Annotated in this window: 23 protein-coding genes; 6 read left to right on the plus strand and 17 right to left on the minus strand. The window is 70.5% G+C overall.

Annotated features, from left to right (window positions below; genetic code table 11):
- From RMO12_RS01765 to RMO12_RS01805, 9 genes are all read right to left on the minus strand, one after another.
- A partial coding sequence (locus RMO12_RS01765) for a nucleoside-diphosphate sugar epimerase/dehydratase (protein WP_309637981.1) occupies window positions 1-1,613 on the minus strand: 1,613 nt, incomplete at its 3' end.
- The gene (locus tag RMO12_RS01770) at window positions 1,610-2,293 is read right to left on the minus strand and encodes a sugar transferase (RefSeq protein ID WP_309637982.1); all 684 of its coding nucleotides are present in this window, start codon (window positions 2,291-2,293) and stop codon (window positions 1,610-1,612) included. The genes RMO12_RS01765 and RMO12_RS01770, both read right to left, overlap by 4 nt.
- Entirely contained in the window at window positions 2,290-3,525 is a 1,236-nt protein-coding gene (locus RMO12_RS01775) for a DegT/DnrJ/EryC1/StrS family aminotransferase (RefSeq protein WP_309637983.1), read from the minus strand. The genes RMO12_RS01770 and RMO12_RS01775 overlap by 4 nt, the downstream gene beginning before the upstream one ends.
- Entirely contained in the window at window positions 3,522-4,850 is a 1,329-nt protein-coding gene (locus RMO12_RS01780; protein ID WP_309637984.1) for a UDP-glucose/GDP-mannose dehydrogenase family protein, read from the minus strand. Before RMO12_RS01780 ends, RMO12_RS01775 begins: the two co-directional genes overlap by 4 nt.
- 34 nt (window positions 4,851-4,884) lie before the next feature.
- Entirely contained in the window at window positions 4,885-5,562 is a 678-nt protein-coding gene (locus RMO12_RS01785; protein WP_309637985.1) for a class I SAM-dependent methyltransferase, read from the minus strand.
- A gap of 17 nt (window positions 5,563-5,579) precedes the next feature.
- Complete coding sequence (locus RMO12_RS01790) at window positions 5,580-6,689, minus strand: glycosyltransferase family 2 protein (protein WP_309637986.1); 1,110 nt, start codon at window positions 6,687-6,689, stop codon at window positions 5,580-5,582.
- Window positions 6,690-6,720: 31 nt separating this feature from the next.
- Entirely contained in the window at window positions 6,721-7,818 is a 1,098-nt protein-coding gene (locus RMO12_RS01795; RefSeq protein ID WP_309637987.1) for a glycosyltransferase, read from the minus strand.
- Window positions 7,819-8,013: 195 nt separating this feature from the next.
- Window positions 8,014-8,649, minus strand: coding sequence for an acyltransferase (locus RMO12_RS01800; RefSeq protein WP_309637988.1), 636 nt, complete (start codon window positions 8,647-8,649; stop codon window positions 8,014-8,016).
- Window positions 8,646-9,905 (minus strand): polysaccharide biosynthesis C-terminal domain-containing protein, encoded by a 1,260-nt coding sequence (locus tag RMO12_RS01805; RefSeq protein ID WP_309637989.1) that lies wholly within the window; start codon window positions 9,903-9,905, stop codon window positions 8,646-8,648. Before RMO12_RS01805 ends, RMO12_RS01800 begins: the two co-directional genes overlap by 4 nt.
- A gap of 216 nt (window positions 9,906-10,121) precedes the next feature.
- Here RMO12_RS01805 and lysS point away from each other — a divergent pair, with 216 nt between their 5' ends.
- The gene (gene lysS / locus RMO12_RS01810; protein WP_309637990.1) at window positions 10,122-11,627 is read left to right on the plus strand and encodes a lysine--tRNA ligase; all 1,506 of its coding nucleotides are present in this window, start codon (window positions 10,122-10,124) and stop codon (window positions 11,625-11,627) included.
- A gap of 49 nt (window positions 11,628-11,676) precedes the next feature.
- Here the strand turns inward: lysS and RMO12_RS01815 are convergent, their stop codons facing one another.
- Entirely contained in the window at window positions 11,677-12,102 is a 426-nt protein-coding gene (locus RMO12_RS01815) for a lipopolysaccharide assembly protein LapA domain-containing protein (protein ID WP_309624710.1), read from the minus strand.
- Between the two features lie 17 nt (window positions 12,103-12,119).
- On the minus strand, window positions 12,120-12,908 hold the full coding sequence (locus RMO12_RS01820) for an enoyl-CoA hydratase (RefSeq protein ID WP_309637991.1): 789 nt from the start codon (window positions 12,906-12,908) through the stop codon (window positions 12,120-12,122).
- A gap of 132 nt (window positions 12,909-13,040) precedes the next feature.
- On the opposite strand from RMO12_RS01820, the gene RMO12_RS01825 reads away from it, so the two are divergent.
- Window positions 13,041-13,565, plus strand: coding sequence for a hypothetical protein (locus tag RMO12_RS01825; protein ID WP_309637992.1), 525 nt, complete (start codon window positions 13,041-13,043; stop codon window positions 13,563-13,565).
- Here RMO12_RS01825 and RMO12_RS01830 read toward each other — a convergent pair.
- The 4 genes from RMO12_RS01830 to RMO12_RS01845 form a co-directional block, all read right to left on the minus strand.
- Entirely contained in the window at window positions 13,554-14,762 is a 1,209-nt protein-coding gene (locus tag RMO12_RS01830; protein ID WP_309637993.1) for a DUF3108 domain-containing protein, read from the minus strand. The two genes, RMO12_RS01825 and RMO12_RS01830, sit on opposite strands and share 12 nt — an antisense overlap.
- A 7-nt stretch (window positions 14,763-14,769) precedes the next feature.
- Window positions 14,770-16,488: a PDZ domain-containing protein gene (locus RMO12_RS01835; protein ID WP_309637994.1), complete on the minus strand. Its 1,719-nt coding sequence runs from the start codon at window positions 16,486-16,488 to the stop codon at window positions 14,770-14,772.
- 207 nt (window positions 16,489-16,695) lie between these two features.
- Window positions 16,696-17,457 (minus strand): DsbC family protein, encoded by a 762-nt coding sequence (locus RMO12_RS01840; RefSeq protein ID WP_309637995.1) that lies wholly within the window; start codon window positions 17,455-17,457, stop codon window positions 16,696-16,698.
- 71 nt (window positions 17,458-17,528) lie between these two features.
- A complete protein-coding gene (locus RMO12_RS01845) occupies window positions 17,529-18,638 on the minus strand; it encodes an FAD-dependent monooxygenase (RefSeq protein WP_309637996.1) in 1,110 nt (369 codons plus the stop codon).
- Between the two features lie 103 nt (window positions 18,639-18,741).
- Here RMO12_RS01845 and RMO12_RS01850 point away from each other — a divergent pair, with 103 nt between their 5' ends.
- The 4 genes from RMO12_RS01850 (at window position 18,742) to RMO12_RS01865 (ending at window position 24,885) form a co-directional block, all read left to right on the plus strand.
- The gene (locus RMO12_RS01850) at window positions 18,742-21,195 is read left to right on the plus strand and encodes an AsmA family protein (RefSeq protein ID WP_309637997.1); all 2,454 of its coding nucleotides are present in this window, start codon (window positions 18,742-18,744) and stop codon (window positions 21,193-21,195) included.
- An 83-nt stretch (window positions 21,196-21,278) separates the two neighbouring features.
- Window positions 21,279-22,130, plus strand: coding sequence for an MOSC N-terminal beta barrel domain-containing protein (locus tag RMO12_RS01855; protein WP_309638001.1), 852 nt, complete (start codon window positions 21,279-21,281; stop codon window positions 22,128-22,130).
- Between the two features lie 19 nt (window positions 22,131-22,149).
- Window positions 22,150-23,052 (plus strand): EamA family transporter, encoded by a 903-nt coding sequence (locus tag RMO12_RS01860; RefSeq protein WP_309637998.1) that lies wholly within the window; start codon window positions 22,150-22,152, stop codon window positions 23,050-23,052.
- Between the two features lie 57 nt (window positions 23,053-23,109).
- Window positions 23,110-24,885: a SulP family inorganic anion transporter gene (locus tag RMO12_RS01865; RefSeq protein WP_309637999.1), complete on the plus strand. Its 1,776-nt coding sequence runs from the start codon at window positions 23,110-23,112 to the stop codon at window positions 24,883-24,885.
- 28 nt (window positions 24,886-24,913) lie between these two features.
- Here the strand turns inward: RMO12_RS01865 and RMO12_RS01870 are convergent, their stop codons facing one another.
- Together RMO12_RS01870 and RMO12_RS01875 are read right to left on the minus strand one after the other, a co-directional pair.
- Window positions 24,914-25,396 (minus strand): glycine zipper 2TM domain-containing protein, encoded by a 483-nt coding sequence (locus RMO12_RS01870; protein ID WP_309626570.1) that lies wholly within the window; start codon window positions 25,394-25,396, stop codon window positions 24,914-24,916.
- Window positions 25,397-25,518: 122 nt separating this feature from the next.
- Window positions 25,519-26,076: an HNH endonuclease gene (locus tag RMO12_RS01875; protein ID WP_309638000.1), complete on the minus strand. Its 558-nt coding sequence runs from the start codon at window positions 26,074-26,076 to the stop codon at window positions 25,519-25,521.
- Between the last annotated feature and the right edge of the window lies 1 nt (window position 26,077).

Raw genomic sequence — 26,077 nt, forward strand, 5'->3', positions numbered from 1 at the left:
CCCGCCAGCCGGATCAGATCGCGCGCCAGGTCCACGATGCGCACCGGCTCGCCCATTTCCAGCACGTACACCTGCCCGGTCTGGCCAATGACCGCCGCCTGCACCACCAGCCGCGCCGCCTCGCGCGTGGTCATGAAGTAGCGCGTGATCTCGGGGTGGGTGACGGTCACCGGCCCGCCCTTGGCGATCTGCTCCTTGAACTTCGGGATCACGCTGCCGCTCGAGCCCAGCACGTTGCCGAAGCGCACCGCCATGAACCGCGTCGCATGGCCCCCGCACGCCAGGTGGCTGATGACCATCTCCGCCGCGCGTTTGGTGGCGCCCATCACGTTGGTCGGGTTCACCGCCTTGTCGGTGCTGATCAGCACGAAGCGCTCCACGCCGTGCTCGGCGCTGGCGAGCGCGGCGTGGTAGGTGCCGAGCGTGTTGTTCTGCAGCGCCGCCCACGCGTTGTCGTCTTCCATCAGCGGCACATGCTTGTAGGCGGCGGCATGAAAGACGACCTGCGGGCGCCACTTGCCCATGACGTGTCGCAGGTGCTCGAGGTTCTTCACGTCGCCGATCAGGCGCACCAGCGGCAGTGCCGGGAAGCGCTCGCCCAGCTCCTGCTCGATGGTGTAGAGGTTGAACTCGCTTTGCTCGTAGAGCACCAGCCGCGCCGGCTCGTAGCGCGCTACCTGGCGGCACAGTTCACTGCCGATGCTGCCGCCCGCGCCGGTGATCATGACCACGGTGCCGCGCAGGCATTCGGCGATACCGGCTTCGTCGAGCACCACCGGCTCGCGGCCGAGCAAGTCTTCGGGTTCGATGTCGCGCACGCGGCCCACCTGCGCACCGGCCAGCAGCTCATCGGCCGAAGGCACGGTGAGCACCGAGCGGCCGGCAGCGCCCGCCAGTTCAAACACGCGGCGGCGCGCCTGCCCGCGCAGCGAGGGCATGGCGACGATCACATGGCTGGCGCCGTGGTGCTCGGCTTCCTGCGCGAGCTGGCTCAAGGGGCCGAGCACCGGCACGCCGCCGATGCGCGAGCCTTGCTTGGCCGGGTCGTCGTCAAGCAGGCCGATCACCTTCCAGCCTTGGTGCTGGATGCCCGCGAGCAGCAACCGCGCCGCGTCCCCGGCGCCGAGCACGAGCGCGGTGCGCGTTTCGCGGTCGCTGCCGCTGATGCGCGAGCGCGCGTGTTCGTAGGCCATGCGGTAGGCGATGCGCACCATGGCCAGCCCCATGAGTGTCACGATCGGGTGCAGCGCCAGCACCGCGCGCGGCACCTCGCGCAGCCCGGCCAGCAGCACCGCGGCCGCGGCCAGCGCGCCGGCCAGCAAGCAGGCCAGCGTGAGCCGCTTGATCTCACCGAAGCCCGAGAAGCGCCACATGCCGTGCGGCACTTTGAGCGCCTTGAAGACCACCGCGTAGACCGCCACGATGGCCAGCAAGACCCAGCCGTCGTAGCCCGGGCGCGCCGACAGCCACCGCTCGAAGCCGAGCCGAAACAGGTGGGTGAGTTGCCAGCACGCCGCCACCACCAGCGCGTCGACGCCCAGCACCAGCAAGGTGCGGTGCGGGCGCAGCCGCGCGAACCAGGCGTCCAGTCGCGCCCAGGGGCTGGTCGTCATGGCGCGTCGCGCCGTCCGGGTGCAGCGGGTGCAGCAGGCGTGGCAGGCGCGGCGCGACCGGCCAGCACAGCCAGCGAGCGCCACAGCACACGCAGATCGGAGCCGAAAGATGCGTGCGCCGAGTACTCGGCCGACAGGCGCAGCTTGGCCGGCAGCACACGCTCGATGTAGGCCCGCTCGGGGTCGGGCTCGGCCGCCAGGAGACGGGCTTCGTCGCGAAAGGCGAGCGCAGCCGGGTCGGTGATGCCCGGGCGCACGGCCAGCAGCGCCTCGCGCAGCTCGGCCGGATAGTGCGCGACATAGCGCGGCAGTTCGGGGCGCGGGCCCACCAGGCTCATGGTCCCTTGCAGCACGTCGATGAGCTGGGCCAGCTCGTCGAGCCGGTACCGGCGCAGGACCGCGCCGACGCGGGTGATGCGCGCGTCATGCGCCAGCGTGAGCGACAAGCCGCGCCCCGCCGCGCCATCGACCATGGTGCGCAATTTGTGGATGCGAAACGGCCGGCCGCCGCGGCCCACGCGCTGCTGGCGAAAGAACACCGGCCCCGGCGAGTCGAGCTTGATCGCCAGCGCCATCAGCGCGAACAGGGGCGCGAGCAGGACGAGGCCACCGGCCGCCAACACCAGATCGAAGCCGCGCTTGCGGCAGGTCGCCAGGGCGAGCGTCGCTGCGGCGCTCACGGCGCGCCTGCGGCGATGAGCGCCCCGTCCGCCGCGAGCGCCGTGCGCACGGCGGCGGCCACGCGCTCGACATCGGCCTCGCTCATGCGCGGGTAGATCGGCAGGCTCACCGTGCGCTCGTAGGCGCGCTGGCTGTGCGCAAACTGCTCGGGGCGCAGCGCGTAGCGGTCGCGCCAGTAGGGGTGCAGGTGCAGCGGTATGTAGTGAACGCTGGCGCCGATGCCCAGCGCGAACAGGCGCTCGATGAAGGCGTCGCGCCCGATCGGCGCGTCATCGGTGAGGCGCACGACGTAGAGGTGCCAGGCGTGCAGCTCACCGGCCGGCGCGGGCGGCGGCAGCAGCAGGGGCAGGCCGGTGAGCCCTTTGGCGTAGTGCGCGGCGATGCGCGCGCGCTGCTCGCAGAAGGCCTGCGCGCGCTTCAACTGGTGGATGCCGATCGCCGCGGCGATGTCGGTCAGGTTGTACTTGAAGCCCGGCGCCACCACTTCGTAGTACCAGCTCGGCACGGTGGCGGTGAAGCGGTCGAAGGCGTCGCGGTTCATGCCGTGCAGGCGCATGAGCTTGATGCGCCGCGCCACCTCGGCATGGCGCGTGACGACCATGCCGCCTTCGCCGGTGGTGATGGTCTTGTTGGCGTAGAAGCTGAACACGGTGGCGTCGCTGGCCAGCGTGCCGACGAGTGCGCCGCGGTACGTGGTCGGCAGGGCGTGGGCGGCGTCTTCCACCACCTTCAGGCCGTGGCGCTCTGCGATGGCAAGCAGGGCGCCCATGTCGGCGGCGAGGCCGCCGAAGTGGACCGGGATGAGGGCCCTGGTGCGTGGCGTGATGGCGGCTTCGACGCGGGCCGGATCGATGGTGAGCGTTTGCGGGTCGATGTCGACCAGCACCACGTCGGCGCCGAGGTAGCGCACCACCTCGGCGGTCGCGGTGAAGGTGTGGGTGGTGGTGATGACCTCGTCGCCGGGGCCGATGCCCAGGGCTTCGAGCGCGAGGTGCAGGCCGGCGGTGGCGGAGTTGACGGCGATGGCTTGCAAAGCGGGCAAAGCGGGCTGACCCTTGGCCGAAGGGCGCGCCTCGAGGAAGGCACTGAAGTCTTGCTCGAAACGCTTGGCCTTCGGGCCGGTGGTGACCCAGCCCGAGCGCAGCGTGTCCACCACTTCGGCGATTTCGTCTTCGCCGATGTCGGGCAGCGCGAAAGGCAGGAAGGGCAGGAAGGGCAGCGCCTCGTTCATGCCGCCCCGCGCCCGATGGCGTGGTATTCGATGCCCAGCGTCTTCATCAGCGTCGGCTCGAACAGATTGCGACCGTCGAACACGACCGGCTCGCGCAGCGAGTGGCGAATGGCGTCGAAGTCGGGGCTGCGAAACTCCTTCCATTCGGTCACGATCACCAGCGCGTCGGCACCGGCCAGGGCCGCGTTGGCCGATTCCGCATAGTGCAGTCGCGGTTGCAGGCTCATCACACGTCGCGCCTCGTTCATCGCCACCGGGTCGTAGGCCACGATTTCGGCGCCGCGCTGCGTGAGCTGCTCGATCAGCACGCGGCTCGGCGCCTCGCGCAGGTCGTCGGTGCCCGGCTTGAAGGCCAGGCCCCAGAGCGCGAAACGCCGCCCGGTCAGGTCGGCACCGAAGCGCGCCACGACCTTGTCGGCGAGCACGCGCTTCTGCGTTTCGTTCACCGCTTCCACCGCCTTGAGCAGCTTCAGCTCGTGGCCGGCCTGCCCGCCCGAATGGATGAGCGCCTTCACGTCCTTGGGAAAGCACGAGCCACCATAGCCACAACCGGCATAGAGAAACTGCGTGCCGATGCGCGGGTCGCTGCCGATGCCTTGGCGCACCAGTTCGATGTCGGCGCCCACCACTTCGGCCACGCGCGCCAACTCGTTCATGAAGCTGATGCGCGTGGCCAGCATCGCGTTGGCGGCGTACTTGGTGAATTCGGCACTCTTCACGTCCATCACCAGCACGCGGTCGCGGTTGCGCACGTAGGGGGAGTAGAGCGCGCGCATCAACAGCACGGCGCGCTCGTCGTCGGCGCCGATCACCACCCGGTCGGGGCGCATGAAGTCGTTGACCGCAGCGCCCTCCTTGAGGAATTCGGGGTTGCTCACGACCGCAAAGTCGACCGCGACGCCGCGCCTGGCCAGCGCCGCGGCGACCACTTCGCGCACGCGCTCGGCGGTGCCCACCGGCACCGTGCTCTTGTCGATCACGACCTTGTAGTCGGTCATGCGCGCGCCGATGGCTTCGGCCGCGGCGATGACGTGGCGCAAGTCGGCCGAGCCGTCCTCGTCGGGCGGCGTGCCCACGGCAATGAACTGCAAGGTGCCGTGCGCGACCGCGCGGTCGGTGTCGGTGGTGAACTCGAGCCGCTGCGCCGCTGCGTTGCGCCGCACCATGTCCTCCAGATTGGGCTCGTAAATCGGAATCACGCCCTGGCGCAGCGCCGCGATCTTGTCGGTGTCGACGTCCAGGCACAGCACATGGTTGCCCATTTCGGCCAGGCAGGCGCCGGTCACGAGGCCGACGTAGCCGGTTCCCACCACGGTGATCTTCATTGCAGGGTTTCCTTCATCGCGTCCGTCGCGTTTATTAGTTCGTCTTGACCAGCCAGCACAGCCGGTGCGTGCGCAGCGGCGCCAGCACATTGACAAGCGCCGGCAGGCCGGCATGAAGGCGCAGCGCCGCTCGGGCGATCGGCGGGGCCAAGGTCACGCGGCGCAGCTCGCAACGCGCCTTCGGAAACAGCGCCCTGACGCGCGCGAGCGGCACGCCACGCACGTCGGCGTTGCGCGGATTGTCCACGCAGAAGTCGTACCAAAGCACGCCGCCACCGGGGCGTACCCAGCGCCACATCGCCTCGGCCAGACGCTGCTGCACGGCGTCGTCGAGCAGCGATGAAAACACCGTGAAGGCGAGCACCGCGTCCTGGCTCTGTGCCTGCACCTCGGCGAGCAACGCATCGCCCTCGATCAGCCGCAGCGCCGAGGGCAGCACGGCGCGCGCAGCCGCGCACCGCTCGGGCAACAGCTCGATGCCGCTCAGGAGCGGTGCCTCGGCTCCCAGGCGCAGCAAGTCGAGCAGGTTGCCGCCAGCGCCGCAGCCGAGCTCGAGCAAACGCCGGCCTTGCAAGTCGCGCCAGCCGTGCGCGCGCCACAGCGCGACGGTGGCGCGAAGACGCTCCTGCTGCGCCTGCAACGCGGCGGCATCGAACAGGCTGTAGCGCGCCGCATCGCCGGCTGCGTCGCGGCGCGCATAGCGTTCGGCCACGGCCCGGGCTTCGTCGTTCACCGCGTGAGCACGCCAAAAGCGGGCGACGGCGCGCCGCGCACCAGCACATCGACCCAGCCGCGCAAGCTGCCCAGGCCGTAGCCGAAGTGATAGGCCGCAATCACCAGCGGCAAGCGCGGCAGCAGCGACAGGCCGGCGCTGCGCGCGATGGCCAGCGTGGCCGCTGCGACATAGAGCGCGTAGGCGCCCAGCAGCGCGAGCAGCCCGACGCGCGCCACCGGCCACGCGAGCGACGCCGCGGCCAGCGCACCGAGCGCCGCCACGAAAGCGCCCGGCACGAGCTGCCGCAGCGACGCCACCCGGCCATGCTTCTTCATCACGAACGCCTTCCAGTAGCCGTACTGGCGCTGCTGGGCGAACAGTTGCGCAAGGCTGGCGCGCGGGCGGTAGCACGAGCGGATCAGCGCGCTTTGCCAGACCGTTGCGCCAGCGCGCACCAGCCGCAGGTTGTGCTCGTCGTCCTGGTTGCGCGCGAGCGTTTCGTCGAAGCCGCCGTGGCGATCGAAGGTCTCGCGCGGCCAGCAGCCGAGGTAGACGGTGTCGACCGGGCCTTCGTAGCCCAGGTCGCGCGAGCGCGCGCCGCCGGCCACCCAGCGTGACTGGAAGGCGGCGGCAATGGCGCGCTGGGTCGCGCCGCGTGATCGGTCGCGCTGGGTTGCGCCGCGTGATCGGTCACGCTGGGTCGCGCCGCCGGGCGCGGGGTGCTGCATCGACGCGTCGCCCTCGGCCCGCCACGGCCCGCCGACGTTGGCCGCGCCGCTGCGCTCGAGCGCCGCCAGGCACTGCGCGATGTAGTCGCCCTCGTAGACGCTGTGCAGGTCCATGCGCACGATGACCGCGCCGCGCGCGCGCTCCAGGCATCGGTTGAGCCCCGTCGAGACGATGCGCCCGGGGTTGTCGACACGCACGAAGCGCGCGTCGGCAGCGCAGCGCGCGTCGAGCAGCTCACGCGTGCCGTCGTCGCTCTGGCCGTCGGCCACCAGCACTTCGATCGCGACGCCGTTCGGCAGTCGCTGAGCCGCCACCGCGTCGCAAAACGCGAGCACGTGTTCGCGCTCGTTGCGGCAGGGCGCGATCACGCTCACCCGTCGCGCGGGCGAGCTCATATCGATGCCGCCCGGGTCGGCAGCGGCGAGCTCATGTCGATGCCGCCCCGCTCGGCAGCGGCGCGGTGAGGCGCAGCGAGTCGTACAGCACCGCCATGCGATCCATCTGGGCGCGGCGCGAGGCGCGCTGCAACGCGAGCGCGCGGTTGCGCTGGCCGTGCGCGCTGGCCCAGGCCGGGTCGTCATGCAGGCGCACCAGCAGCGCGGCCAGCGCGCGCTCGTCGCCCACCGGCACCAGCAGCTCGGGCGCAATCCATTGCCGGTTGGCGGGCAGGTCGCTCGCCACCACCGGCAGGCCGCAAGCCATGGCTTCCAGCACCGACACCGAGGTTGCATCGCTGGCCGGCACACTGACTGAAACACGCGAGCGCTGCAACGCCGAGACCATCGCCGCGTCGCCGACCCGGCCGGTGAAGCGCACCGCCGCGCCGAGTTGCAGCTCGGCTGCCAGGGCGCGCAAGGCCGGCTCGCCCGGGCCGCCGCCCAGCAGGTGCAGCACCGTGCCGGCTGCCGGGCGCTCGGCGCACAGGCGCGCCACGGCGCGCAGCAAGGTCGCGATGTTGTAGTTGGGCTCCCAGTTGCGCAGGCTCGCGATCTCGAAACCCGCCGCCGGCGCGCCCGGGCGAAAGCGCTCGGTGTCGGCGCCCCACAGCACCTCCTCGCAACGCGCGCGGGTGCCGTGGCGGCGGATCTCGGCCAGCACATCGTGCGAGTCGGCGGTGACGAGGCAAGCGCGCCGCAAGGTCCAGCCCACCAGTGCTGCCATCGCCGCGCCACGCGCGCCCGGCGCCCGCGGCGTGACGAGCAGGTCGGAGCCCCAGGCCGTGAGCACGAGCGGCACGCGCAGCGCGCGCGCGGCCACCGCCGCCCACAGGCCGTAGGACGTGACGTAGTGGCCGTGCAGCCACTGCGGCGCCACGCGCTTGGCCACGCGCTGCACCTCGGGCAGGGCAAGCAGCCAGCCAACCTCGCCTCGCCCCGCCCGCAGGGCGATCACGTCGCTGGCGCCGGGCACCTCGGCCGGGCGGCGCGTGAGGACGATGCAATCGAAGCCGCGCGCTGCCATTTCGAGCACCCAGCGCTGCGCATGCACGCTGCTGGCGTCGGCGAAGAACAGGATGCGCTTCATGGCGCACCGCCCGTCGCGCGACCGGGCCGGCTCATGGATGCACCCTTCGCGCTAGGCGCTGTCCGGCCGAGCGGGAGTATTCGCCAAGGGTCACGGAACTGGGCCCTGCGTGGCCCTGACGGCCGGGCCGTGCGGGCGAATAAGGCAAGCTTCGTTGCGCACCCCGGTATTCGCCCTTCGGGCGGCCGTGCGGTCTCATGCCGGCGTCTCGCGCGCCCAGGCTTCGTAGGCGGCACGCGCGGCCTCGTCGAAAACGTCGGCGTTGCGCTCGATCCAGGCTCGGTCGAGCTCGCGCGTGTCGCCGACCACGCGCGCCGGCTGGCCTTGGACGATGGCGAAGTCGGGCACCGCGCCGGCCACCAAGCTGTAGGCCTTGACGAGCGCGCCGCGCCCGAGCCGTGTGCCCGGCGCGAGCACGCAATGCGGGCCGATGAAGCTCCATGCGCCCAGGTGCGTGGCCTCGCGTTGCAGGCCGTCCGGTGCGGTGTCGGCGTCGGCTTTGTCCCAGTAGCGCTCGCGCTCGAGCCGCAGCGCGAGATGGGTCGAATGGGTGAGCACCGAGACGTGGTTGGTGATCTGCACGCCGTCATCGATGGTGAGGCCACCGGACGCGTCGATGTAGTTGAAGTGGCCGATGAACACATGGTCGCCAAGCTGGAGCCGTTCGGGCGACTCGATGCGCGCATGGGTGCTGATGCGGCTGTGCGCACGCCGCACGCCGTCGGCGCCGCGCGGGCCGTAGACCATGCGCGGCGCCGCGAGCCGCTGCCAGGCGCGAGCCAGCGCCTGGAGCAGCGGTCGCAGGGGGCGTCGCACGGTCGGTTTCGTCATGTCGGCGGTGATTGTCGTGCCGCATCGATGCCCAGCAGGCTCGTCCACGGCAACCCGGTATCGCGCATGAACCAGGTCAGCGCCAGCGCGATGGACGCGGTGTAGGCGAGCGACGTCGCCAGCGCCGCACCGGCCGCACCGAAGCGCGGCACGCTCCACGCCGCGATCGCCAAGGTGAGCGCGAGCGACACCGCGGCAATGGCGGCCGACCACTGGGGCCGGCCCCGATGGTTGGTGTAATAAGCCGACAGGCTCGACGCCGCCGCATAGCCGGCGATGCCGGGCAACAGCAGCGCCAGCGGCAGCAGCGCGCCGTCGTAGGCGTCGCCGAGCGCGCGCGGCAGCAGCGCGCTCGCCGCCAAGTAGAGCAGCGGCGCCGCGGCCAGTGTCGCCAGCACGTTGATGCGCACCGCACGCAGGGTGGTGTGCGCCGCCTGCAGGGCGTCCGGCGCGCCGATGCGGTGATAGGCCGAGACGGTGACCGCCGACGACAGCAACCACAGCAGCTCGGCCACCTGCACCGCCACCGAATAGACGCCCGCCTCGGCCAGCCCGACGGTGCGTTCCAGCAGGAACAGCGTGGCGCGGTAGTTGAGCAGGCTCACCGCGTTGGTGAGGCCGATGACGGCGACAAAACGCCACTGCGCGCGCAGCGCGTCGCGCTCGGCGTCGGCCCAACCGGTCTGGCGCGCCGCCACGAGGGCGGTCGCCACACCGACCAGCGACTTGCCCACCACCCAGGCCACCAGCACCGCCAGCACGCCGGCAAGCTCACCATCGGTGAACCACAGCAGGAGTGCCAGCACGGCCAGCGGCGCGGCCACCAGCGGCGCGTTGAGCGCACCCATGCGGCCCTGCCCCAGCCACAGACCGCTGGCGGTGGGCACCAGCAGCAAGAACGGCGCCGCCATGGCGAGCAGCCCCAGGTGCCGGTACGGCTCGGCGTCGATCAGCGCCGCGGCGCCGAGCAGCGGCACTGCCGCCGCCGTGCCCAGCGCCAGGGCCGCGCCCAACAAGGCCATGAGCAAGGGGCCGGGCCGCACGCCGTGGTGCGACACCTGGCGCGCCAGCAGCAGGCCCAGTCCCGAGAACAAGGTCAGCAGCAGCGACTCGAAGGCCACGAACAAGGCGAACGCGCCCTGCACCGCCGGCCCCCTGCGCGCCACCAGGAACAGGATGGCCAGCCCGAGCGCGACCGTGACGAGCCGCGCGGCCAGGGTGACGGCAGCGCCGCGGGCGAGCGAAGGGGGCGGCATCGGAGCGGGCAGGGGCGCTGGCATGGGTGCCGTCGTGGCGGCGTCGTCGGTGCTGGCAGCAGTGCGGTCATGCGCACGAGACGCAAGAGACGCACGATTGTCGGCGACCGCGGCGTGCACGCCTGCGCGCTGCGGCCCGGCTCGGGAGCACGGCACGCCTGTCTCTAAAATCGCGCGTTTGCCGCCGGCCAAGGCCCGCCCCTTTCAGGACTCCCGATGACCCCCACGCCGCCCGCCGCCTTGCCCCTGGACGACAACCAACTGATCGCCGAGCGACGCGAGAAGCTGGCCGCGATCCGCGCGCAGGGGGTGGCCTTCCCCAACGACTTCAAGCCGCGCGACCACGCCGGCGACCTGCATCGCCTGCACGAAGGCAAGCCCGCCGAGGAGCTGGAGGCGCTCGGCGCGCCGGCTTGCGTGGCCGGCCGCATGATGCTCAAGCGCGTGATGGGCAAGGCGTGCTTTGCCACCTTGCAAGACGGCTCCGGTCGCATTCAGCTCTACGTCACCGCCGACGCGGTGGGCGCCGAGGCGCTGGCCACCTTCAAGCACTGGGACCTGGGCGACATCCTCGGCGCCGAGGGCGTGCTGTTCAAGACGCGCACCGGCGAGCTGAGCATCAAGGTGAGTGCAATTCGCCTTTTGACCAAGAGCCTGCGGCCGCTGCCCGACAAGTTTCACGGCATGGCCGACCAGGAGCTGAAGTACCGCCAGCGCGAGCTCGACCTGATCATGGACGAGGCCTCGCGCGAGCGCTTTCGCTCACGCAGCAAGGCGGTGAGTTCGATGCGCCAGTTCATGGTCGAGCACGGCTTTTTGGAGGTGGAGACGCCGATGCTCCACCCCATTCCCGGCGGCGCGAACGCGCGGCCCTTCAGCACCCACCACAACGCGCTCGACCAGCAGATGTTCCTGCGCATCGCGCCGGAGCTTTACTTGAAGCGCCTGGTGGTGGGCGGCTTCGAGCGCGTGTTCGAGATCAACCGCAGCTTCCGCAACGAGGGCGTGTCGGTGCGGCACAACCCCGAGTTCACGATGATGGAGTTCTATGCGGCCTACTGGAACCACCACGACCTGATGGACTTCACCGAGGCCGTACTGCGCCATGTCGCGCGCAAGGCCGTGGGCACCGCGCAGCTGAGCTACGGCGGGCAGCCGGTCGACCTGGAAGCGCCGTTCGCGCGGCTGTCGGTGCGTGATTCGCTGGTGGTGCATGCGGCCGTGGGCGCGGCCGATGCCGAGGACGCTTCAGCGCTGCGCGCCAAGCTCGAGGCGCACGGCAAGGAGGCGCCCGCGCATTGGTCGCTGGCCGAGCTGCAGTTCGGCCTGTTCGAAGCCAGCGTCGAAGAAAAGCTCTGGCAGCCGACCTTCATCGTCGATTACCCGGTCGAGGTCTCGCCGCTGGCGCGCGCCTCGGACACCAACCCGGCGGTCACCGAGCGCTTCGAGCTGTTCATCACCGGGCGCGAGTTCGGCAACGGCTTCTCGGAGTTGAACGACCCCGAGGACCAGGCGGCCCGCTTTGCGGCGCAGGCCGCCAACAAGGAAGCGGGCGACGAGGAGGCGATGTACTTCGACGCCGACTACATCCGCGCCCTGGAGCACGGCCTGCCGCCCACCGGCGGCTGCGGCATCGGCATCGACCGGCTCATCATGCTGCTGACCGACTCGCCGAACATTCGCGACGTGATCCTGTTCCCGGCGCTGCGCAAAGAGAGCTGAGCGCACCGCCCGCGCAGGGGAGCCGAGCAGGGCTCCTTCCCCCGAATCCTCACCGCCGCGGCGGTGCGCCCCACTGCGCTTCGAGCCGATCTTCCAGTTCGCCGACGTGTGCCGCCAAGCCATTGGCGCTTTGCTGCAGCTCGGTCTTGAGCGCCGCGCATTCGCTCTTCACCAGCGCCTGCAGCTCGGTGAAACGCGACGCCTCGGCCTTGTCGGCCAACTCGCGCTGGGACTGCAGCTCCTTGGTGTGGCGGCGCGTTTCGAGCAGCACCCTGCCCTGCCACCAGGCCATGTAGGACAAGAACAGCGCCACCACCGCGCCCAGCATCACCAGCAGCAGCAGTCCGAGTGGCGCCTGGACGGTGGTGAACAACAGGGACAAGGTGGTCGAGGCGAGGAACGCGCTCCAGTTCGCCGCCACGAAAGCGGCGAACAGCAACACCAGCAGGAGCGTGAGAACGATGCGCGGCTTCATGCGGGGCTCGGGGGTTCTTAGCAGTGCTTGAAGGTCGGCTTGCGCTTGTTGATGAACGCGTCCATGCCTTCCTTCTGGTCGTCGGTGGCGAACATGGAATGGAACATGCGCCGCTCGAACAACACGCCTTCGGCCAGCGGCGATTCATAGGCGCGATTGACGCACTCCTTGGCCGCCAGCAGGCTCGGCAACGATTGGCTGCAGATCGCGTCGGCCGCGGCCTGCGCCTCGGCGAGCAAGCGCTCGGGCGCCACCACGCGCGAGACCAGGCCGGCGCGCTCGGCCTCGTGCACGTCCATCATGCGGGCGGTGAGCACCATGTCCATCGCCTTGGCCTTGCCCACTGCGCGCGGCAGGCGCTGCGTGCCGCCGGCGCCGGGAATGATGCCGAGCTTGATCTCGGGTTGACCGAACTTCGCGCTCTCCGCCGCGATGACGAGGTCGCACATCATCACCAGCTCGCAGCCGCCACCGAGCGCAAAGCCGGCCACCGCGGCGATCACCGGCTTGCGGATCGAGCGGATCGTTTCCCAGTTGCGCGTGATGTAGTCTTTCTTGTAGACCTCCATGTAGCTCAACTTCGACATCACCGTGATGTCGGCGCCGGCCGCGAAGGCCTTCTCGCTGCCGGTGATGACGATGCAGCCGATCGACTCGTCGGCGTCGAAGGCCTTCATCGCGTGGCCCAGCTCGTCCATCAGGCCGTCGTTCAGCGCATTGAGCGCCTTGGGCCGGTTGAGCGTGATCCATCCGCACCTGAGCGGCATCTCGCCACGGGTTTCGGTCAACAGGTATTCGTAGCTCATGGGGGTCCTCGCGAGGTGTGTCAGGAACTGTACCCGTGGGGCCACACCGCCTGAACAACCGGGCGCAAAGCGTGCGAACTTCACGGCACGTCAATTACATTTCGATGCGTCAACATCGGGAAAACACAGCCGATGAGCAATGGAGTCTCTCTGAGCACTCGTGCCGAACTGGTAGCCCGTGCCTACCGCAAGACCGACCGGGGTCTTGAAGAAGTCGCCACCCGCGCGCACCGGCTGGGTCACTGGCTGCGTTGTGCGCTGATCATGGTCAACGGTCGCCGAACCGGCGAGGAACTCTCGACGCTGATCGGCGAATCAGGGCGCGACACGCTGCGCGAACTGGTCGACCTCGGCCTGATCGAGCCGGTAACCCCCGGCGACCTGCTCACCACGTTGCCGGCACAGACCTGGCCGCCCGACGAAGTCCCCGCCCTGTTTTTGCCGATCGAGCTGGCACGCAGGCGCGCGCTGCGCTGGCTGGCGGTGCAATTCGGCACCCAGGGCGGCCCGCTGTTGCGCCGCATCTCCAAGGCCGACGGCCCCGACCAGTTGCACCACGCCTTGGTGCTCAGCGAGCGCTACGTGCGCCGCGCCCAGGGCGACCAGCGCGCCGAGCAATTCCAGCGCGACGTCGGGCTGCGTCCTTCAACGCACTGAGCGCGGCTCGTCGTTGGCTTGTTGCGGCAGGCGATCGATCATCAGGTCCACATACTCGTCGGGCCCCTGGCGGATGACGATGCGCACCGGCAGGTACTGCAGGCTGGGCGCGAACCACGCCTCGATGCTGAGCACGCTGACTGTCCCGGCGCGCCGCGGCACCAGGTGCCATGCCGGGACCACGCCGAACGGCGTGTAAAGCGGCTCCTCGCCAACCACGTCGTAGACCCAGTGGTCGACGCGCCAGGGCAGCGCCAGCGGCACCGCGATCTGCGCGCCGGGCACCAGGCGCTGCGGCTGCGTGGAGAACAGATACGTGAGCTGGACGAACTGGCTGGCGGTGTCCTGCACGCCGGCCAGGCGCGCCGCGCGCTGGCCGTTGGCGAGCGTCACGCCGTCGGCGTCGAACGCGACGGTGGTGCGGCGCGTGCTGCCGAACGCGACCTTCGTTTCCTCGTCGTAGCGGCGGGGCGCCAGGCCTTCAGGCGTGATCGCGCCGTCACTCGTCATGCGGCGCTGCACCAGCGGCGCCAGGCTGGGGCCGACGGTCACGTCGAGATGGACCTGGTAGTGCGCACCGTCACGCACCCATTGCACCTGCGCGCTGCCATGCACTTCGCCACGCACGTTGCCACCGAGCTCGTAGCTCAGGCGCGTCGATGCCGGCCAGCTGAAGGCCGGCGCACTGGCTGCGGCGGCCGCTGCGCTGGCGGCGCCGGCCATGGCATCGGCGGGGACGCTGGCGCTTGGCTCGGGGGCGTCAGGCAAGGCGGCCTCGGACGCGGCCGCCGGTGACGCGGCGGGCTCGGCCGCGGCCACGCGCGTGTCCTCGGCGGGCGGCGACGGCTCGGCGGCTTCGACGGGCAGCGGATCGGCAGCGGCTGAAGCCGGCGCGCTCGGCGCTGCCGCCGAGGCCATCTCGGCCGGTGCCGAAGCCCGCGGCGCCGCTGGCCTGGCCGCGGCCGCTGGCTCGGGGGCCGCCGGCAGCAGCGCCACGGCGGGCGGCTCGGTGGGCTGCAACTCGCGCACGAAGGCCGCTTGCAGCCGCGGCGGCGGCGGCGTGTCGGCGCGAGTGGCCTGCAGCATGGCGCCCAGCCGCTCGGCCAGCAGCAGGTGCAGCAGCAGCATCGCCACCACCAACAGCGCGAACGCGCCCTGCCGCCTCGACCGGGCGCAGCGCCACGCGTCAGCGCTCACGGGCGGATCAGCCGGCGCCCAGCAGCCAGCCATTGCGGCGTGCGCGCGTCGCTGCGTCGCTGCGCGCATCGGCCACGAGCGTCACCGCGCCACTGGCCCGCGCCGCCGGCAAGGTGAGCGACAGCACGCGCTGGTCGCGCACCGCCAGCAAGGGCAGCGCCCGCTCCAGGGCGCCGAGCGCGGCCAGGTCGTCGAGCCGCCGCACGCGCCAGCCGTCGAGCGCGAGCAGCTCGTCGCCGGCGGCGAGGCCGGCCTGCTCGGCCGCGCCGCCGCGCATCACCGCCTTCAACTCGAGCGCGCCCGCGGCCTCGCCGATGCGCGCGCCCAGGCGTTGCGCCAAGGTGGCCGGCTCCTCGCTCCAGGCGACTCCAAAGCGCTCGAGCAGCGGGCCGAGCGGCAGCTCGTCGGTGCCATGCACCCAGGCGGCCAGCTCGCTCGCACAGGACCGACCGGCCACGTCGGCCAGCACGGCGGCGATGTCGGCCTCGTCGATCGGCCCGCCGCCGCTGCGAGCCCAGAGGCCGCGCATCACGTCGTCGAGCGAGCCGCGGCCTTCGGCGCGCAGGGTCAGGTCGAGCGCCAGCGCGACCAGCGAGCCCTTGGTGTAGTAGCTCACCGTGGCATTGACGGTGTTTTCGTCGGGGCGGTAGTACTTGACCCAGGCATCGAAGCTCGCCTGCGCCACGCTTTGCACCGCCCGACCCGGCGTGCCGAGCACGTTGTTGAGCGACTTGGCCACCAGTCGCAGGTAGCGCGCCTCATCGATGAGGCCGCAACGGTGCAGCAGCAGGTCGTCGTAGTAGGAGGTGAAGCCCTCGAAGAACCACAGCAGCTCGGTGTAGTTCTCGCGCGCGTAGTCGACGTGCTCGAACTCGCGCGGCTTCAGGCGCTTGACGTTCCAGGTGTGAAAGTATTCGTGGCTGATCAGGCCCAGCAAGGTGGCGTAGCCGTCGCTCATGCCGGGGCTGCCTTGGCGCGGCAGGTCACGGCGCTTGGCGATCAGCGCGGTGCAGGCGCGGTGCTCGAGGCCGCCGTAGCCGTCTTCCACCGCATTGAGCAGGAACACGTAGCGCGCGAACGGGGGCTTCTTGCGGCCGTGCCAAAAAGCGATCTGCGCCTCGCAGATGCGTTGGCTGTCGGCGAGCAGGCGCTCGCCGTCCAAGCCCGGCAGCGCACCGGCCACGATGAACTCGTGCGCCACACCCCGCGCCTTGAAGGCGCCGCGCCAGAAGCGACCCAGCTCGACCGGATGGTCGACCAGTTCGTCGTAGTCGCGCGCTTCGAACTGCGCGCCCTCGCCGGGCAAGGCGGTGGCGATCTGCCAGCCCCTGGGCAGGCGGCCGATCGCCAGCCGCTGCGGCTCGCGCTCGCGGCCGTGCACGCGCAGGAACACGCTGGTGCCGTTGAAGAAGCCGCGCTCGGCGTCCAGATAAGCGGTGCGCACCGAATTGTCGAAGGCATGCACCCGGTAGCTCACGACCAGGGCGCCGCGGCCCTGGCAGTGCGCGACCCAGCTAGCCTTGTCGCGCTGGACCAGCACGACGATGCGCTCGCCCTGGCGCGCCTGCAGGTGCGACACATGACGCGCGAACTCGCGCACCAGGTAGCTGCCGGGAATCCAGGCCGGCAGGCTGAGCACCTGGTCGGCCGCGGGTGCGGCGATGGTGACGGTGACGCTGAACTGGTGCGCGTGGGGGTCGGCCACGTCGAGGCGGTAACGGATCATCGAATCGGCAGGGTTTTCAGTCGGATTCGCTGCGATCGGCAGCGGCGCCCGATTGTCGCTGCGCGTGCCGGCCCTGCCGCCCACCCGCCCGCGGTTTTGCGCTGCCCCGCCGGCCCCCATTCCGACCTTCTCCCAGAGGGGGAAGGAGCAAGGCGCGCAATGAGCCGCAGGTCAACGGCCTCGTCAGTGCAGATAAGTCGCTGAGTCCTAAGACTTGCTGCTCGTGGCCAATTGCTTTTCGAGTTGCGCCGCGTTGAGCATGCCGGGCACGCGCGTGCCGTCCTCGAACACGATGGCCGGCGTGCCGTTGATGCGGTGCTTGCGGCTCAACTCGAGATTGCGCTCGTTCGGCGCGGCGCACTCGCCGAGCAGCTTGGGCGGGGCAACGCCATCGAGCATCCAGCTGCGCCACGCGGCGGAGGAATCCTTGGCGCACCAGATCGCCTTGACCTTGTCGGGCGAGTCGCCGCCCAGGATCGGGATCAGGAAGGTGTAGACGGTCAGGTCCTTGACGTTGCTCAGCTCCTTCTCGAAGCGCTTGCAATAACCGCAGTTCGGGTCGGCGAACACGGCGATCTTGCGCGCGCCGGTGCCGGTCTTCCACACCACCGCGTCCTTGAGCGGCAGCGACGCGAAGTCGATCGCCGAGAGCTTGCTGACGCGCTCTTCGGTGAGGTTGCGCTTGTTCTTCAGGTCGAGGATCTCGCCGCGGATCAGGTAGGCGCCTTCGGCGTCGGTGTAGAAGATGTCGTTGCCCACGCGCACTTCAAACAAGCCCGCGATCGGCGCCTTGCCCACCTCGTCGATCTTCGCCAGCCCCGTCAAGCGCTCGCCGAGCGCCTTGCGAATCGCGGCTTCCTGCGGCACGGCCGCGGCAGCCGATGCGCCCGGCGCCTGCGCACTGATGGCCGTCACGCCCCCCAGGGCCAGAGTGAGGACAGCGCCGATCATGGCGAGCTTGAACTTCATGACTATCCTTGTTGTTGAATCGAGTGGCCTGCAACGACTTCGTGCCCGCCGACCTTGCGCAGAGCAATCGCCTAGCCCCGCATCGCCAGCCGGGCGAGCCAGCGTTTGAGCGGCGGCAGGTGATTGACCAGAGTCAGCCCACGGTTGCGGAGTTCCTTCAGCGGCGCCGACGGCTGTGAAAAAAGCTGCATCAGGCCGTCGGTCACGCCGCCCATGGCAAAGGTCGGGAAGGCGCGGGCGCGAGCATAGCGCGCGAGCAGCCGCTCGTCGCCGAGCGTGCGCCAGGCCTCGCGCTCGGCCAGCACGCCACTCAAGGTGTCGACATCGGCCAGGCCCAGGTTCAGGCCCTGCCCGGCCAGCGGATGCACCACATGGGCGGCGTCGCCGAGCAACACCCAGCCCGGGCCGTGCCAGCGTGCGGCGCGCGCCAGGCGGAGCGGCCAGGCAACGCGCGCGCTCGCCAGCGACAGCCGCCCGGCCATGCCGCCCGACGCGTCGTTCAACGCCTGCTCGAAGGCGCCATCGTCCTGCGCCAGCAGCGCATCGGCGCGCGCCGTGGGCAGCGACCACACGAGGCCGTAGCCACCTTGGGCATCGGTCGCACCGAAAGGCAGCAGTGCCAGTACGTCCGGTGCGCGAAACCACTGCCAGGCAACGCCCTGGTGCGGCCGGTCGCTGGCAAGCCGCGCGGCAATGGCGCGCTGGTCGTAATCGAAGCGCTCGACCTCGATGCCGAGCGCCTCACGCTCGCGCGAATCGCGTCCTTCGCACAGCGCCACGAGTTCGGCCGGCTCGGCTGCGTCGGTGAAGGTGACGTGCGGCGCGTACCGCAATGCGCTCGCCAATTCACGCTCCAGCGCCGCCGCGTCGACGATCCACGCCAGCTCGCGCACGCCCTGTTGCCAGGCGCTGAAATCAAGCGCTCCCCCCGCATCGCCGAACACGCGCATGTCGACCACGCGGGTCACCGCGCTCGGCTTGGCAGCCACCAGCGCGTCCCATACCTTTAGCCGCTGCAGCAGCGCCACCGAGCGCGCGCCGAGCGCAAACGTGCGCACGTCGGGCCCCTCGGGCGGTGCCGAAGCGCCGAGCGCCACCCGCAGCCCGAGCCGCGCCAGCGACAAGGCCAGCGCCTGGCCCACCGCACCGCGTCCGCGCACGCTCACATCGAAACGATTCATCGTGTTTCATTGTAGGCAGCGGGTCTCTCGAGACCGCCGCGGCCCCCGCCCCTCGCACCGCACAATCGCGGCTCCTTCAGCCACGGTTTCGACCGCCCTCACCATGCCGCTCTGGTTGCGCCGCTCGCTCATCACCCTGGCCGTGCTGGCGGCCGTTCTCGTCGCCGCGCTCGCCTGGTTGGCGGCGAGCTTTGATGCCAATCGCTACAAGGGCTTGCTGATCGACTGGATGCGCGAGAACAAGGCACGCACCCTGGTGATCGACGGACCGATCGGGTTGGCGGTGTTCCCGCGGATCGAAGTCAGGCTCTCCAAGGTCAGGCTGAGCGAGCACCGCCGCAGCGACGAGTTCATGGCGCTCGAAGAAGCGACGCTGGCCGTGCAGGTGATGCCGCTGCTGCGCCAGCAGCTCGTCATCGACCGCGTGGCCGCGCGCGGCGTGCGCGTCGTCTACACGCACGATGCGCAAGGCCGGCGCAACATCGACGACCTGCTGGCCCCGGCCCCGCCCGCGGCCAAGGAGGGCGCTGCCAGCGCGCCGCCCAAGGCATTGACGTTCGACATCAGCGCGGTCGAACTCAAGGATCTCCAGGCCACGGTGAAAGACGTGCCGCTTGGCCTGGCCGGCCGCTTCACCGTACAGGAACTCAGCACCGGGCGCCTGGCCGATGGTGCCGAGTCGCCACTGCGTTTCGTCGGCCAGGCGGCGCTCACCGAACCGGCGCTCAACGCCAGCGTCGATCTGTCGGGGCAACTCAAACTCTCGCTGCCCAGCGGCGCACCGGCCAGCGTGGCCTTGAGCAAACTGCAACTCGCGCTGCGCGGCGACGGCTTCAAGGTCAAGCAGCTCGACGCCCGCGTGAGCGGCGCACTCGCCTACGACGGGGCGAGCGGCGCGCTGCGTGCCGACGACCTCGAGCTCCAGGTCTCGGGTGAGAGGCTCGGCATGACGCTCAAAGACACCAAGCTCGAGCTCGGCACGCTGCGCTTCGAGCCGGCGCAGCGCGCATTGCAACTCGACAAGCTCGACCTGAAACTGGCCGGCCGCAGCGCCAACAACGCCGTCAACGCCACGCTGGTGTGGCCCCGGCTCGAGGTCAAGGGCGACGCGCTCGAGGGCAGCGCGCTTAAAGGCAGCGCCAGTGTCAAGGGCGCGCAGTCCTTGCAGTTGGAGTTTGAATCGCAGGCGCCGAGCGGCAGCTTCGAGCGCATCCGCGTGCCGGGCGTGAAGATCGCGGTCAAGGGCAGCGGTGACGGGCGCAGCGTGAGCGGCGAGGCGCGCGCCGATCTGACGCTCGCACCCCAGCCGCTCGCAGTGGCGCTCGATGCACTGAACCTGCGCCTGGCTTTCACCGACCCGGCGCTCGCGCCCGTGAACCTGGCATTGCAGGGCCAGGCCAAGGCAAGCGCCAAGGACGCGAGCTGGCGTTTGGACGGCGCCATCAACGAGCAGAAGTTCAGCGCCAGCGGCAAGGCCGACCTCGACCGGCCGGTGCCGCGCGTGCAAGCCGAGGCGCGCTTCGCCGCACTCGACCTGACCCGCTTTGTGACGCCCCCCGCGGCCGGCGCCAAACCCGCCGCCGATGCGCCAGCCGGCAAGGCGCCGATCGACCTGGGCGGCCTGAAGGCGCTCGACGGCACGTTCAGCCTGCGTGCGACCAGCCTCGTCTACCCACCCTACCGCGTCGCCGACGCCGCGTTCGACGCCACCTTGGCCGCAGGCACCCTGCGCGTGAGCCAGCTATCGGGACGCGCCTGGAGCGGGCGCTTCACCGCGCAGGCCACGGCCCAAGCCGCCGCCCAGCCGAGCGAGCAGCGCATCGCGCTCAAGCTCGACGCGAGCGACGTCAACGTCGCGCAGCTGCTCACCGACGTGGCGCAGTTCAAGAAGCTCGAAGGCACCGGCCGTGTCACGGCCGACATCACCACCCGTGGCGCCAGCATCGATGCCTTCAAACAGCAGCTCGGCGGCAAGGCGGCGCTGCAGTTGCACGACGGCGCGGTGCGCGGCATCAACCTCGCCAAGGTGCTGCGCCAATGGCGCTCGGCGGTGACGCTCAACAAGGACGCGGTGCAGGCCGCCAGCGCCGAAGAAAAGACCGACTTCTCCGAGATCACCGCCAGCTTCGACATCAAGGACGGCGTCGCACGCAGCAACGACCTTTCGGCCAAGAGCCCGTTCGTGCGCGTCGGCGGCGAAGGGCTGGTCGACATCGGCCGCGGCCGCGTCGACTACCTGGCCCGCGCCACCGTCACCGGCACGAGCGAAGGCCAGGGCGGCGCCGACCTCGAAGCACTCAAGGGCGTGACGGTGCCGGTGCAGCTGGTCGGGCCCTTCGAAGCCGTTGACTACAAGGTGCAGTGGTCGGCAGTGAGCGCGGAGCTGCTCAAGGGCGCGGCGAAGAAGGCACTCAGCGACCGCGCCAAGGGCGCACTCGGCGGCTTGCTCGGTGGCGGCGCGGCCGCTCCCGCCGCCAGCGGCGCCTCGGCGCCGACTCCCAAGGAGCAAATCAAGGAGAAGGCGGCGGAACAGTTGAAGAAACTGTTCGGCCGCTGAGCCCCCAGAGGAGGAAGGCGCAAAGAGCGTAAGCCGTGACCCGCAGGCCCGGCGCGCTCGGTGCGCATGGCGACAATCCGCGCATGAGCGATGTCGAAGTCACCTTGTCCGAACTGCATGTCTACCCCGTCAAGTCCTGCGCGGGCGTGGCGCTGCGTGAGTCGCTGCTGATCGAAACCGGCCTGGAATTCGACCGCGCCTGGATGGTGGTCGACAGCGAGGGCGAGTTCGTGAGCCAGCGCGAGTTGCCGCGCATGGCGCTGGTGCGCACCGAGTTGCGCGCGAGCGACCTGGTGCTGCGCGCGCCCGGCATGCTGGCGCTGCACCTGTCGCTCGACACGGTGGAGGCCGCCACCCGTGTGCGCGTGTGGGACGACGTGGTGCCGGCCTTCGACATGGGCGCGCTGGCGGCGCAATGGTTCAGCGACTTCCTGCGCCAGCCGCTGCGCCTGGTGCGCTTCGACCCCGGGCACCAGCGCCTGTCCGACCGCGCCTGGACCGGCGCCATCGAGGCCGAAAACGCCTTCAGCGACGGCTTCCCGTTGCTGGTCGTCTCGACGGCGTCGCTCGACGGCCTCAACGAGCGGCTGGCCGCACGCGGCGCAGCGCCCGTGACGATGCAGCGCTTTCGGCCCAACCTGGTGCTCACCGGCCTGGACGCACACGGCGAGGACCATCTCGACGAGCTTGCCTTCGACACGCCCGAAGGCCCGGTGCGCCTGAAGTTCGTCAAGCCCTGCGCGCGCTGCCCCATACCGAACATCGATCCGGTTTGCGCAGCGGTCGGTTGCGAGCCGGGCGACACGCTGGCCACCTACCGCACCGATGCCCGCGTGGGCGGCGCCATCAGCTTCGGCATGAACGCCGTCATCGTCGAAGGCATCGAGCGCAGCTTGCGCAGCGGGCAGCGCGGCGGCGCGACGATCCGTTTCTAGTCGCATTGCCAGCCTTGCAATGACGCGCCTGGCGAACTGGCAACTGTTCGCGCTGTGCGTGCTCGTCTGGGGCACGACCTGGCACGCCATCACCTACCAGGTGGGCGCGGGTGTGCCGCCCGAGCTGGGCGTGGCGCTGCGCTTCGGACTGGCCGGCGCCGTGGTGCTCGGCTGGTGCGCCTGGCGCGGCATCGGGCTTCGTTTCAACGCTCGCGCACATGCCTTGTTCTTGTTGCAGGGCGTGTTCATGTATTCGCTGAGCTACATCTGCGTCTACCACGCCGAGCGGCACGTGGCCTCGGGGCTGGTCGCCATCGGTTACTCGGCCAGCCCGCTCATCAACGGCCTGGCAGCGCGCGCGTTGTGGGGCGTGCGCTTCACGCGCCGCTTCATCGCCGGCGGCGTGCTCGGCCTGCTGGGCGTGGCGCTCATCTTCGCGCCGCAACTCGGCACGGCGGTGACCGACGCCGAGGCCGAAGCCGTGGCACTGGGCGCGCTGTTCACCGTGGGCTCGGTGTTGCTGTCCTCGGTCGGCAGCCTCGCCGCCAGCCGCAACCGTTCGCAAGGCTTGCCGATGTGGCCGGCGCTCGGCTACGGCATGTTCTACAGCGCGCTTTGCTCGGCCGCGGTGTTGCTGCTCGGGGTGGGGTTGAGCGGTGCGGCGTTGCCGGCGCTGCCGGCGACGCCCTCGTGGTGGCTCGCGCTCGTCTACCTGTCGCTGGCCGGCTCGGTGCTCACGTTTGCGGCTTACCTCACCTTGCAGGACCGCATCGGCCCCGGGCCTTCGTCGGCCATCGGCGTGGCAGCGCCGGTGCTTGCCATCGCGGTGTCGATCGGATTCGAAGGCTATCGGCCGGGCGTGCTCACCGGCGTTGGCGTCGCCCTGGCGGTGCTCGGCAACGTGTGGATGCTGCGGCGCTGAAGCGTTGACCGCTCGTGCCGTTGCCGTTGCGGACTTCGTGCGCTTCTATCATCCCGCATGACTGCTCATGCCCTGGCGGTGAGGCTGTTCGGCCCGTGGGTCGCGCGGGTCAGTCGCGAGACCTTGAAGGCCGACCTCGCCGCCGGCCTGCTCGGCGCGGTGCTGGTGCTGCCGCAGGCGATTGCCTTTGCCGCACTGGCCGGACTGCCGCCGCAAATGGGCCTCGCCACGGCCATGCTGCCGTGCATCGTCGCCGCGCTGTTCGGTTCGAGCTGGCAGGTGATGTCGGGGCCGACCAACGCCAACTCGCTGGCGCTGTTCGCGATGCTGGCGCCGCTGGCCGTCGTCGGCAGCGCCGGCTACATCGAGCTGGCGTTGGCCATGACCGTGCTGGTTGGCCTGATGCAAACGCTCATCGGCGCACTGCGCCTGGGCGCCGTCGCCAACTTCATCTCACCTTCGGCGCTGCTCGGCTTTACCAGCGGTGCGGCGGTGCTGATCGGCGTGCATGCCCTGCGCGACGCGCTCGGCATCGACGCCGCGCCGGTGGCGAACGCCGCCGGTGCGCTGCAAGCCATGGTGCAGCAGGCGCAGCTGACCCGGCCTTCGGCCGTGCTGGTGGCCGCACTCACCGTCGGCGTGGCGTTGGTGGTGCGCCGCATCGACGCGCGCTGGCCGGCGATGCTGCTTGGCCTGGCCGCCGGCACCGGCGCTGCGGTGCTCATCAATGCGCACGGTCTCGGGCTCACGCCGCTGCGCCAGGTGGGGGCGATCCCATCGCCGTGGCCGCTGCCGCATCTCCCCCTTGTCGATCTGCGGGCCGTGCCGGAATTGCTGGGTCTGGCGTTCGCGCTCACGATCGTGGCGCTGGCGCAGTCAATCGCGATCGTCAAGGCCATCGCGGCGCGTTCGGGGCAGCGCATCGACACCCACCGCGAGATCGTCGGCCAGGGCCTGTCCAACCTGGTCGGCGGCCTGAGTTCGAGCTACATCTCGTGCGGTTCGATGAACCGGTCGCTGCCCAACCTGCAGGCCGGTGCGCGCACGCCGCTGGCCGCCGTGTTCTCGGCCCTGGGGCTGGCGCTGCTGGTGCTCGTGAGCGCGCCGCTGCTGGCGCTGATCCCGCTGGCCGCCGTCTCGGGGCTGTTGCTGCTGGTCGCGACCTCGCTGCTCGACCTGCCGCGCTGGCGCCACTTGCAACGGCTGAGCCGATCCGAATCGATGATCGCCTTCGCGACACTCGCGGCCACCCTGCTGCTGCGCCTGGACGTGGCCATCCTGTTCGGCAGCCTGCTGTCGCTGGGCGCCTACCTGCAGCGCACGGCTCACCCGGCGATGCGCACGATGGGCTTCGATTCCACCGCGCCCGAGCGACCGTTCGTCGTGCTCGATGCTCATCCCCAGGCATTGCCAGAATGCCCGCAGCTCAAGCTCTTGCGCATGGAAGGCTCGGTCTACTTCGGCGCGGCGCAGCATGTCTCGGACACGCTGCACGCGCTGCGTGAGGCGCCGCTCGCACCCCGGCACCTGCTGGTCATGACCAAGAGCATGAACTTCCTCGACCCGGCCGGCGCGCAGGTGTGGGACGAGGAGCTGCACGCGCGTCGCGCCGCCGGTGGCGACCTCTACTTTCACCGGCCGCGGCCGCAAGTGCTGGAGTTGTGGCAGCGCGCCGGCTTCCTGGACGCGCTGGGCCGCGACCACGTGTTTGCCGACAAGCGCAGCGCCCTGGCCACCATCGTGCCGCGCCTGGACGGCGCGATCTGCGCGGGCTGCACGGTACGGCTGTTCGCCGAATGCACGCAGCAACCGGGCGCGTGGCGAACCGCTTGAAGACCAGCCATCGGGTGGCCCGCCAGGCTCAGCTGCGCGGCTGCAGCGCCTGCGGCTGGACCGATTGAGCCCGCGTCACCCGCGTGGTGCCGCCGGTGGATACCAGCACCACCTGGTCGCCGGGACGGAAGCTCTCGTTGCCCTGCGCCTGCACGATGGCACGGCGTTCGCCGTTGCGCAGCTGCACCATGATCTCGAAGGCCTGCTCACGCGTGGCGCCGCGCTCGATCACGTTGCCGACCACCGCACCAGCCACCGCACCGAGCACGCCGACGACCAGCCCCTCGCGGCGCCCGCCCACCGTGCTGCCCGCCACACCGCCGGCCACCGCACCGGCAGCCCCGCCGATGCCCGATTGCGAGCCGTCGACCGTGACCGGCCGCACGTTGATGACGACCGCGTCCTGCACCGATGACAAGCGCTGCGCGTCACCGCGCTTGATGACGTCGGGGCTGGTGGTGGTACAGGCGGTCAAGGCCACCAGCAAGGCGGCTCCGATGAGATTTTTCATGATCGAACTCCTGTGAAATCGCGGCGGCAGCCGCGGGGGACATCGAGGCAACGGTCGCCGCTCGGTCAGCGTTGACGCGCGCCGTGCAAAGACCCTCAGTGTGCCCCTCGAGGCTCACCCCTTCAGCCGTGCAGGCGGCTCGAGCGCGGCACGCTGGCGAGCAAGAACTCCATCTGGTCGATCAGGATGCGGCGCCCGCGCAGGATCATGTCTTCGTGAAGACTCGGCACATAAGGCAGGTACATCAGGCTCATGCGCGCCTCCTCGGGCGTGCGGTTGCCCTTGTGGCCGTTGCAGCTGCGGCAGGCGGTGATGCAGTTCATCCAGCCGTCCAGGCCGCCACGCGAGGTGGGCTGGATGTGTTCGCGCGTCAACTCGTCGACGTGAAATTCACCGGCGCAATAGGCGCAGATCTGGCGGTCACGCACGAACAGCTTGGGGTTCGACATGGCCGGCGTCTGGCGCCAGGCCCGGCTGGGTACGCTGCCGCGCACGGCGATGATCGAATGCACCTCGATGCGCGACTGCAGCCCGGTGCGACGCTGGATGCCCCCGCGCAGCACCACGCGTGCGTCGCCGAGCGTCCAGGCCACGCCATCGCTGGCGTAGAGCACCGCCGCTTCCTTGGCGGTGATCCAGGCCTGCGGGCGACCGGACACATCGAGCTGTAGCACGTCCATG

This window comes from Methylibium sp. (assembly GCF_031393925.1).
GTDB lineage: Bacteria > Pseudomonadota > Gammaproteobacteria > Burkholderiales > Burkholderiaceae_C > Methylibium.

Excerpts from the sequence above, each read along its gene's own strand:
- RMO12_RS01865 (WP_309637999.1), top strand. The coding sequence starts at position 23,110 with ATGACTGCTCATGCCCTGGCGGTGAGGCTGTTCGGCCCGTGGGTCGCG.
- RMO12_RS01845 (WP_309637996.1), bottom strand. The coding sequence starts at position 18,638 with ATGAATCGTTTCGATGTGAGCGTGCGCGGACGCGGTGCGGTGGGCCAG.
- RMO12_RS01850 (WP_309637997.1), top strand. The coding sequence starts at position 18,742 with ATGCCGCTCTGGTTGCGCCGCTCGCTCATCACCCTGGCCGTGCTGGCG.
- RMO12_RS01805 (WP_309637989.1), bottom strand. The coding sequence starts at position 9,905 with ATGCCGCCCCCTTCGCTCGCCCGCGGCGCTGCCGTCACCCTGGCCGCG.
- RMO12_RS01820 (WP_309637991.1), bottom strand. The coding sequence starts at position 12,908 with ATGAGCTACGAATACCTGTTGACCGAAACCCGTGGCGAGATGCCGCTC.
- RMO12_RS01815 (WP_309624710.1), bottom strand. The coding sequence starts at position 12,102 with ATGAAGCCGCGCATCGTTCTCACGCTCCTGCTGGTGTTGCTGTTCGCC.
- RMO12_RS01835 (WP_309637994.1), bottom strand. The coding sequence starts at position 16,488 with ATGATCCGTTACCGCCTCGACGTGGCCGACCCCCACGCGCACCAGTTC.
- RMO12_RS01780 (WP_309637984.1), bottom strand. The coding sequence starts at position 4,850 with ATGAAGATCACCGTGGTGGGAACCGGCTACGTCGGCCTCGTGACCGGC.
- RMO12_RS01775 (WP_309637983.1), bottom strand. The coding sequence starts at position 3,525 with ATGAACGAGGCGCTGCCCTTCCTGCCCTTCCTGCCTTTCGCGCTGCCC.
- RMO12_RS01795 (WP_309637987.1), bottom strand. The coding sequence starts at position 7,818 with ATGAAGCGCATCCTGTTCTTCGCCGACGCCAGCAGCGTGCATGCGCAG.
- RMO12_RS01825 (WP_309637992.1), top strand. The coding sequence starts at position 13,041 with ATGAGCAATGGAGTCTCTCTGAGCACTCGTGCCGAACTGGTAGCCCGT.
- RMO12_RS01840 (WP_309637995.1), bottom strand. The coding sequence starts at position 17,457 with ATGAAGTTCAAGCTCGCCATGATCGGCGCTGTCCTCACTCTGGCCCTG.
- RMO12_RS01790 (WP_309637986.1), bottom strand. The coding sequence starts at position 6,689 with ATGAGCTCGCCCGCGCGACGGGTGAGCGTGATCGCGCCCTGCCGCAAC.
- lysS (WP_309637990.1), top strand. The coding sequence starts at position 10,122 with ATGACCCCCACGCCGCCCGCCGCCTTGCCCCTGGACGACAACCAACTG.
- RMO12_RS01855 (WP_309638001.1), top strand. The coding sequence starts at position 21,279 with ATGAGCGATGTCGAAGTCACCTTGTCCGAACTGCATGTCTACCCCGTC.
- RMO12_RS01800 (WP_309637988.1), bottom strand. The coding sequence starts at position 8,649 with ATGACGAAACCGACCGTGCGACGCCCCCTGCGACCGCTGCTCCAGGCG.
- RMO12_RS01875 (WP_309638000.1), bottom strand. The coding sequence starts at position 26,076 with ATGGACGTGCTACAGCTCGATGTGTCCGGTCGCCCGCAGGCCTGGATC.
- RMO12_RS01870 (WP_309626570.1), bottom strand. The coding sequence starts at position 25,396 with ATGAAAAATCTCATCGGAGCCGCCTTGCTGGTGGCCTTGACCGCCTGT.
- RMO12_RS01860 (WP_309637998.1), top strand. The coding sequence starts at position 22,150 with ATGACGCGCCTGGCGAACTGGCAACTGTTCGCGCTGTGCGTGCTCGTC.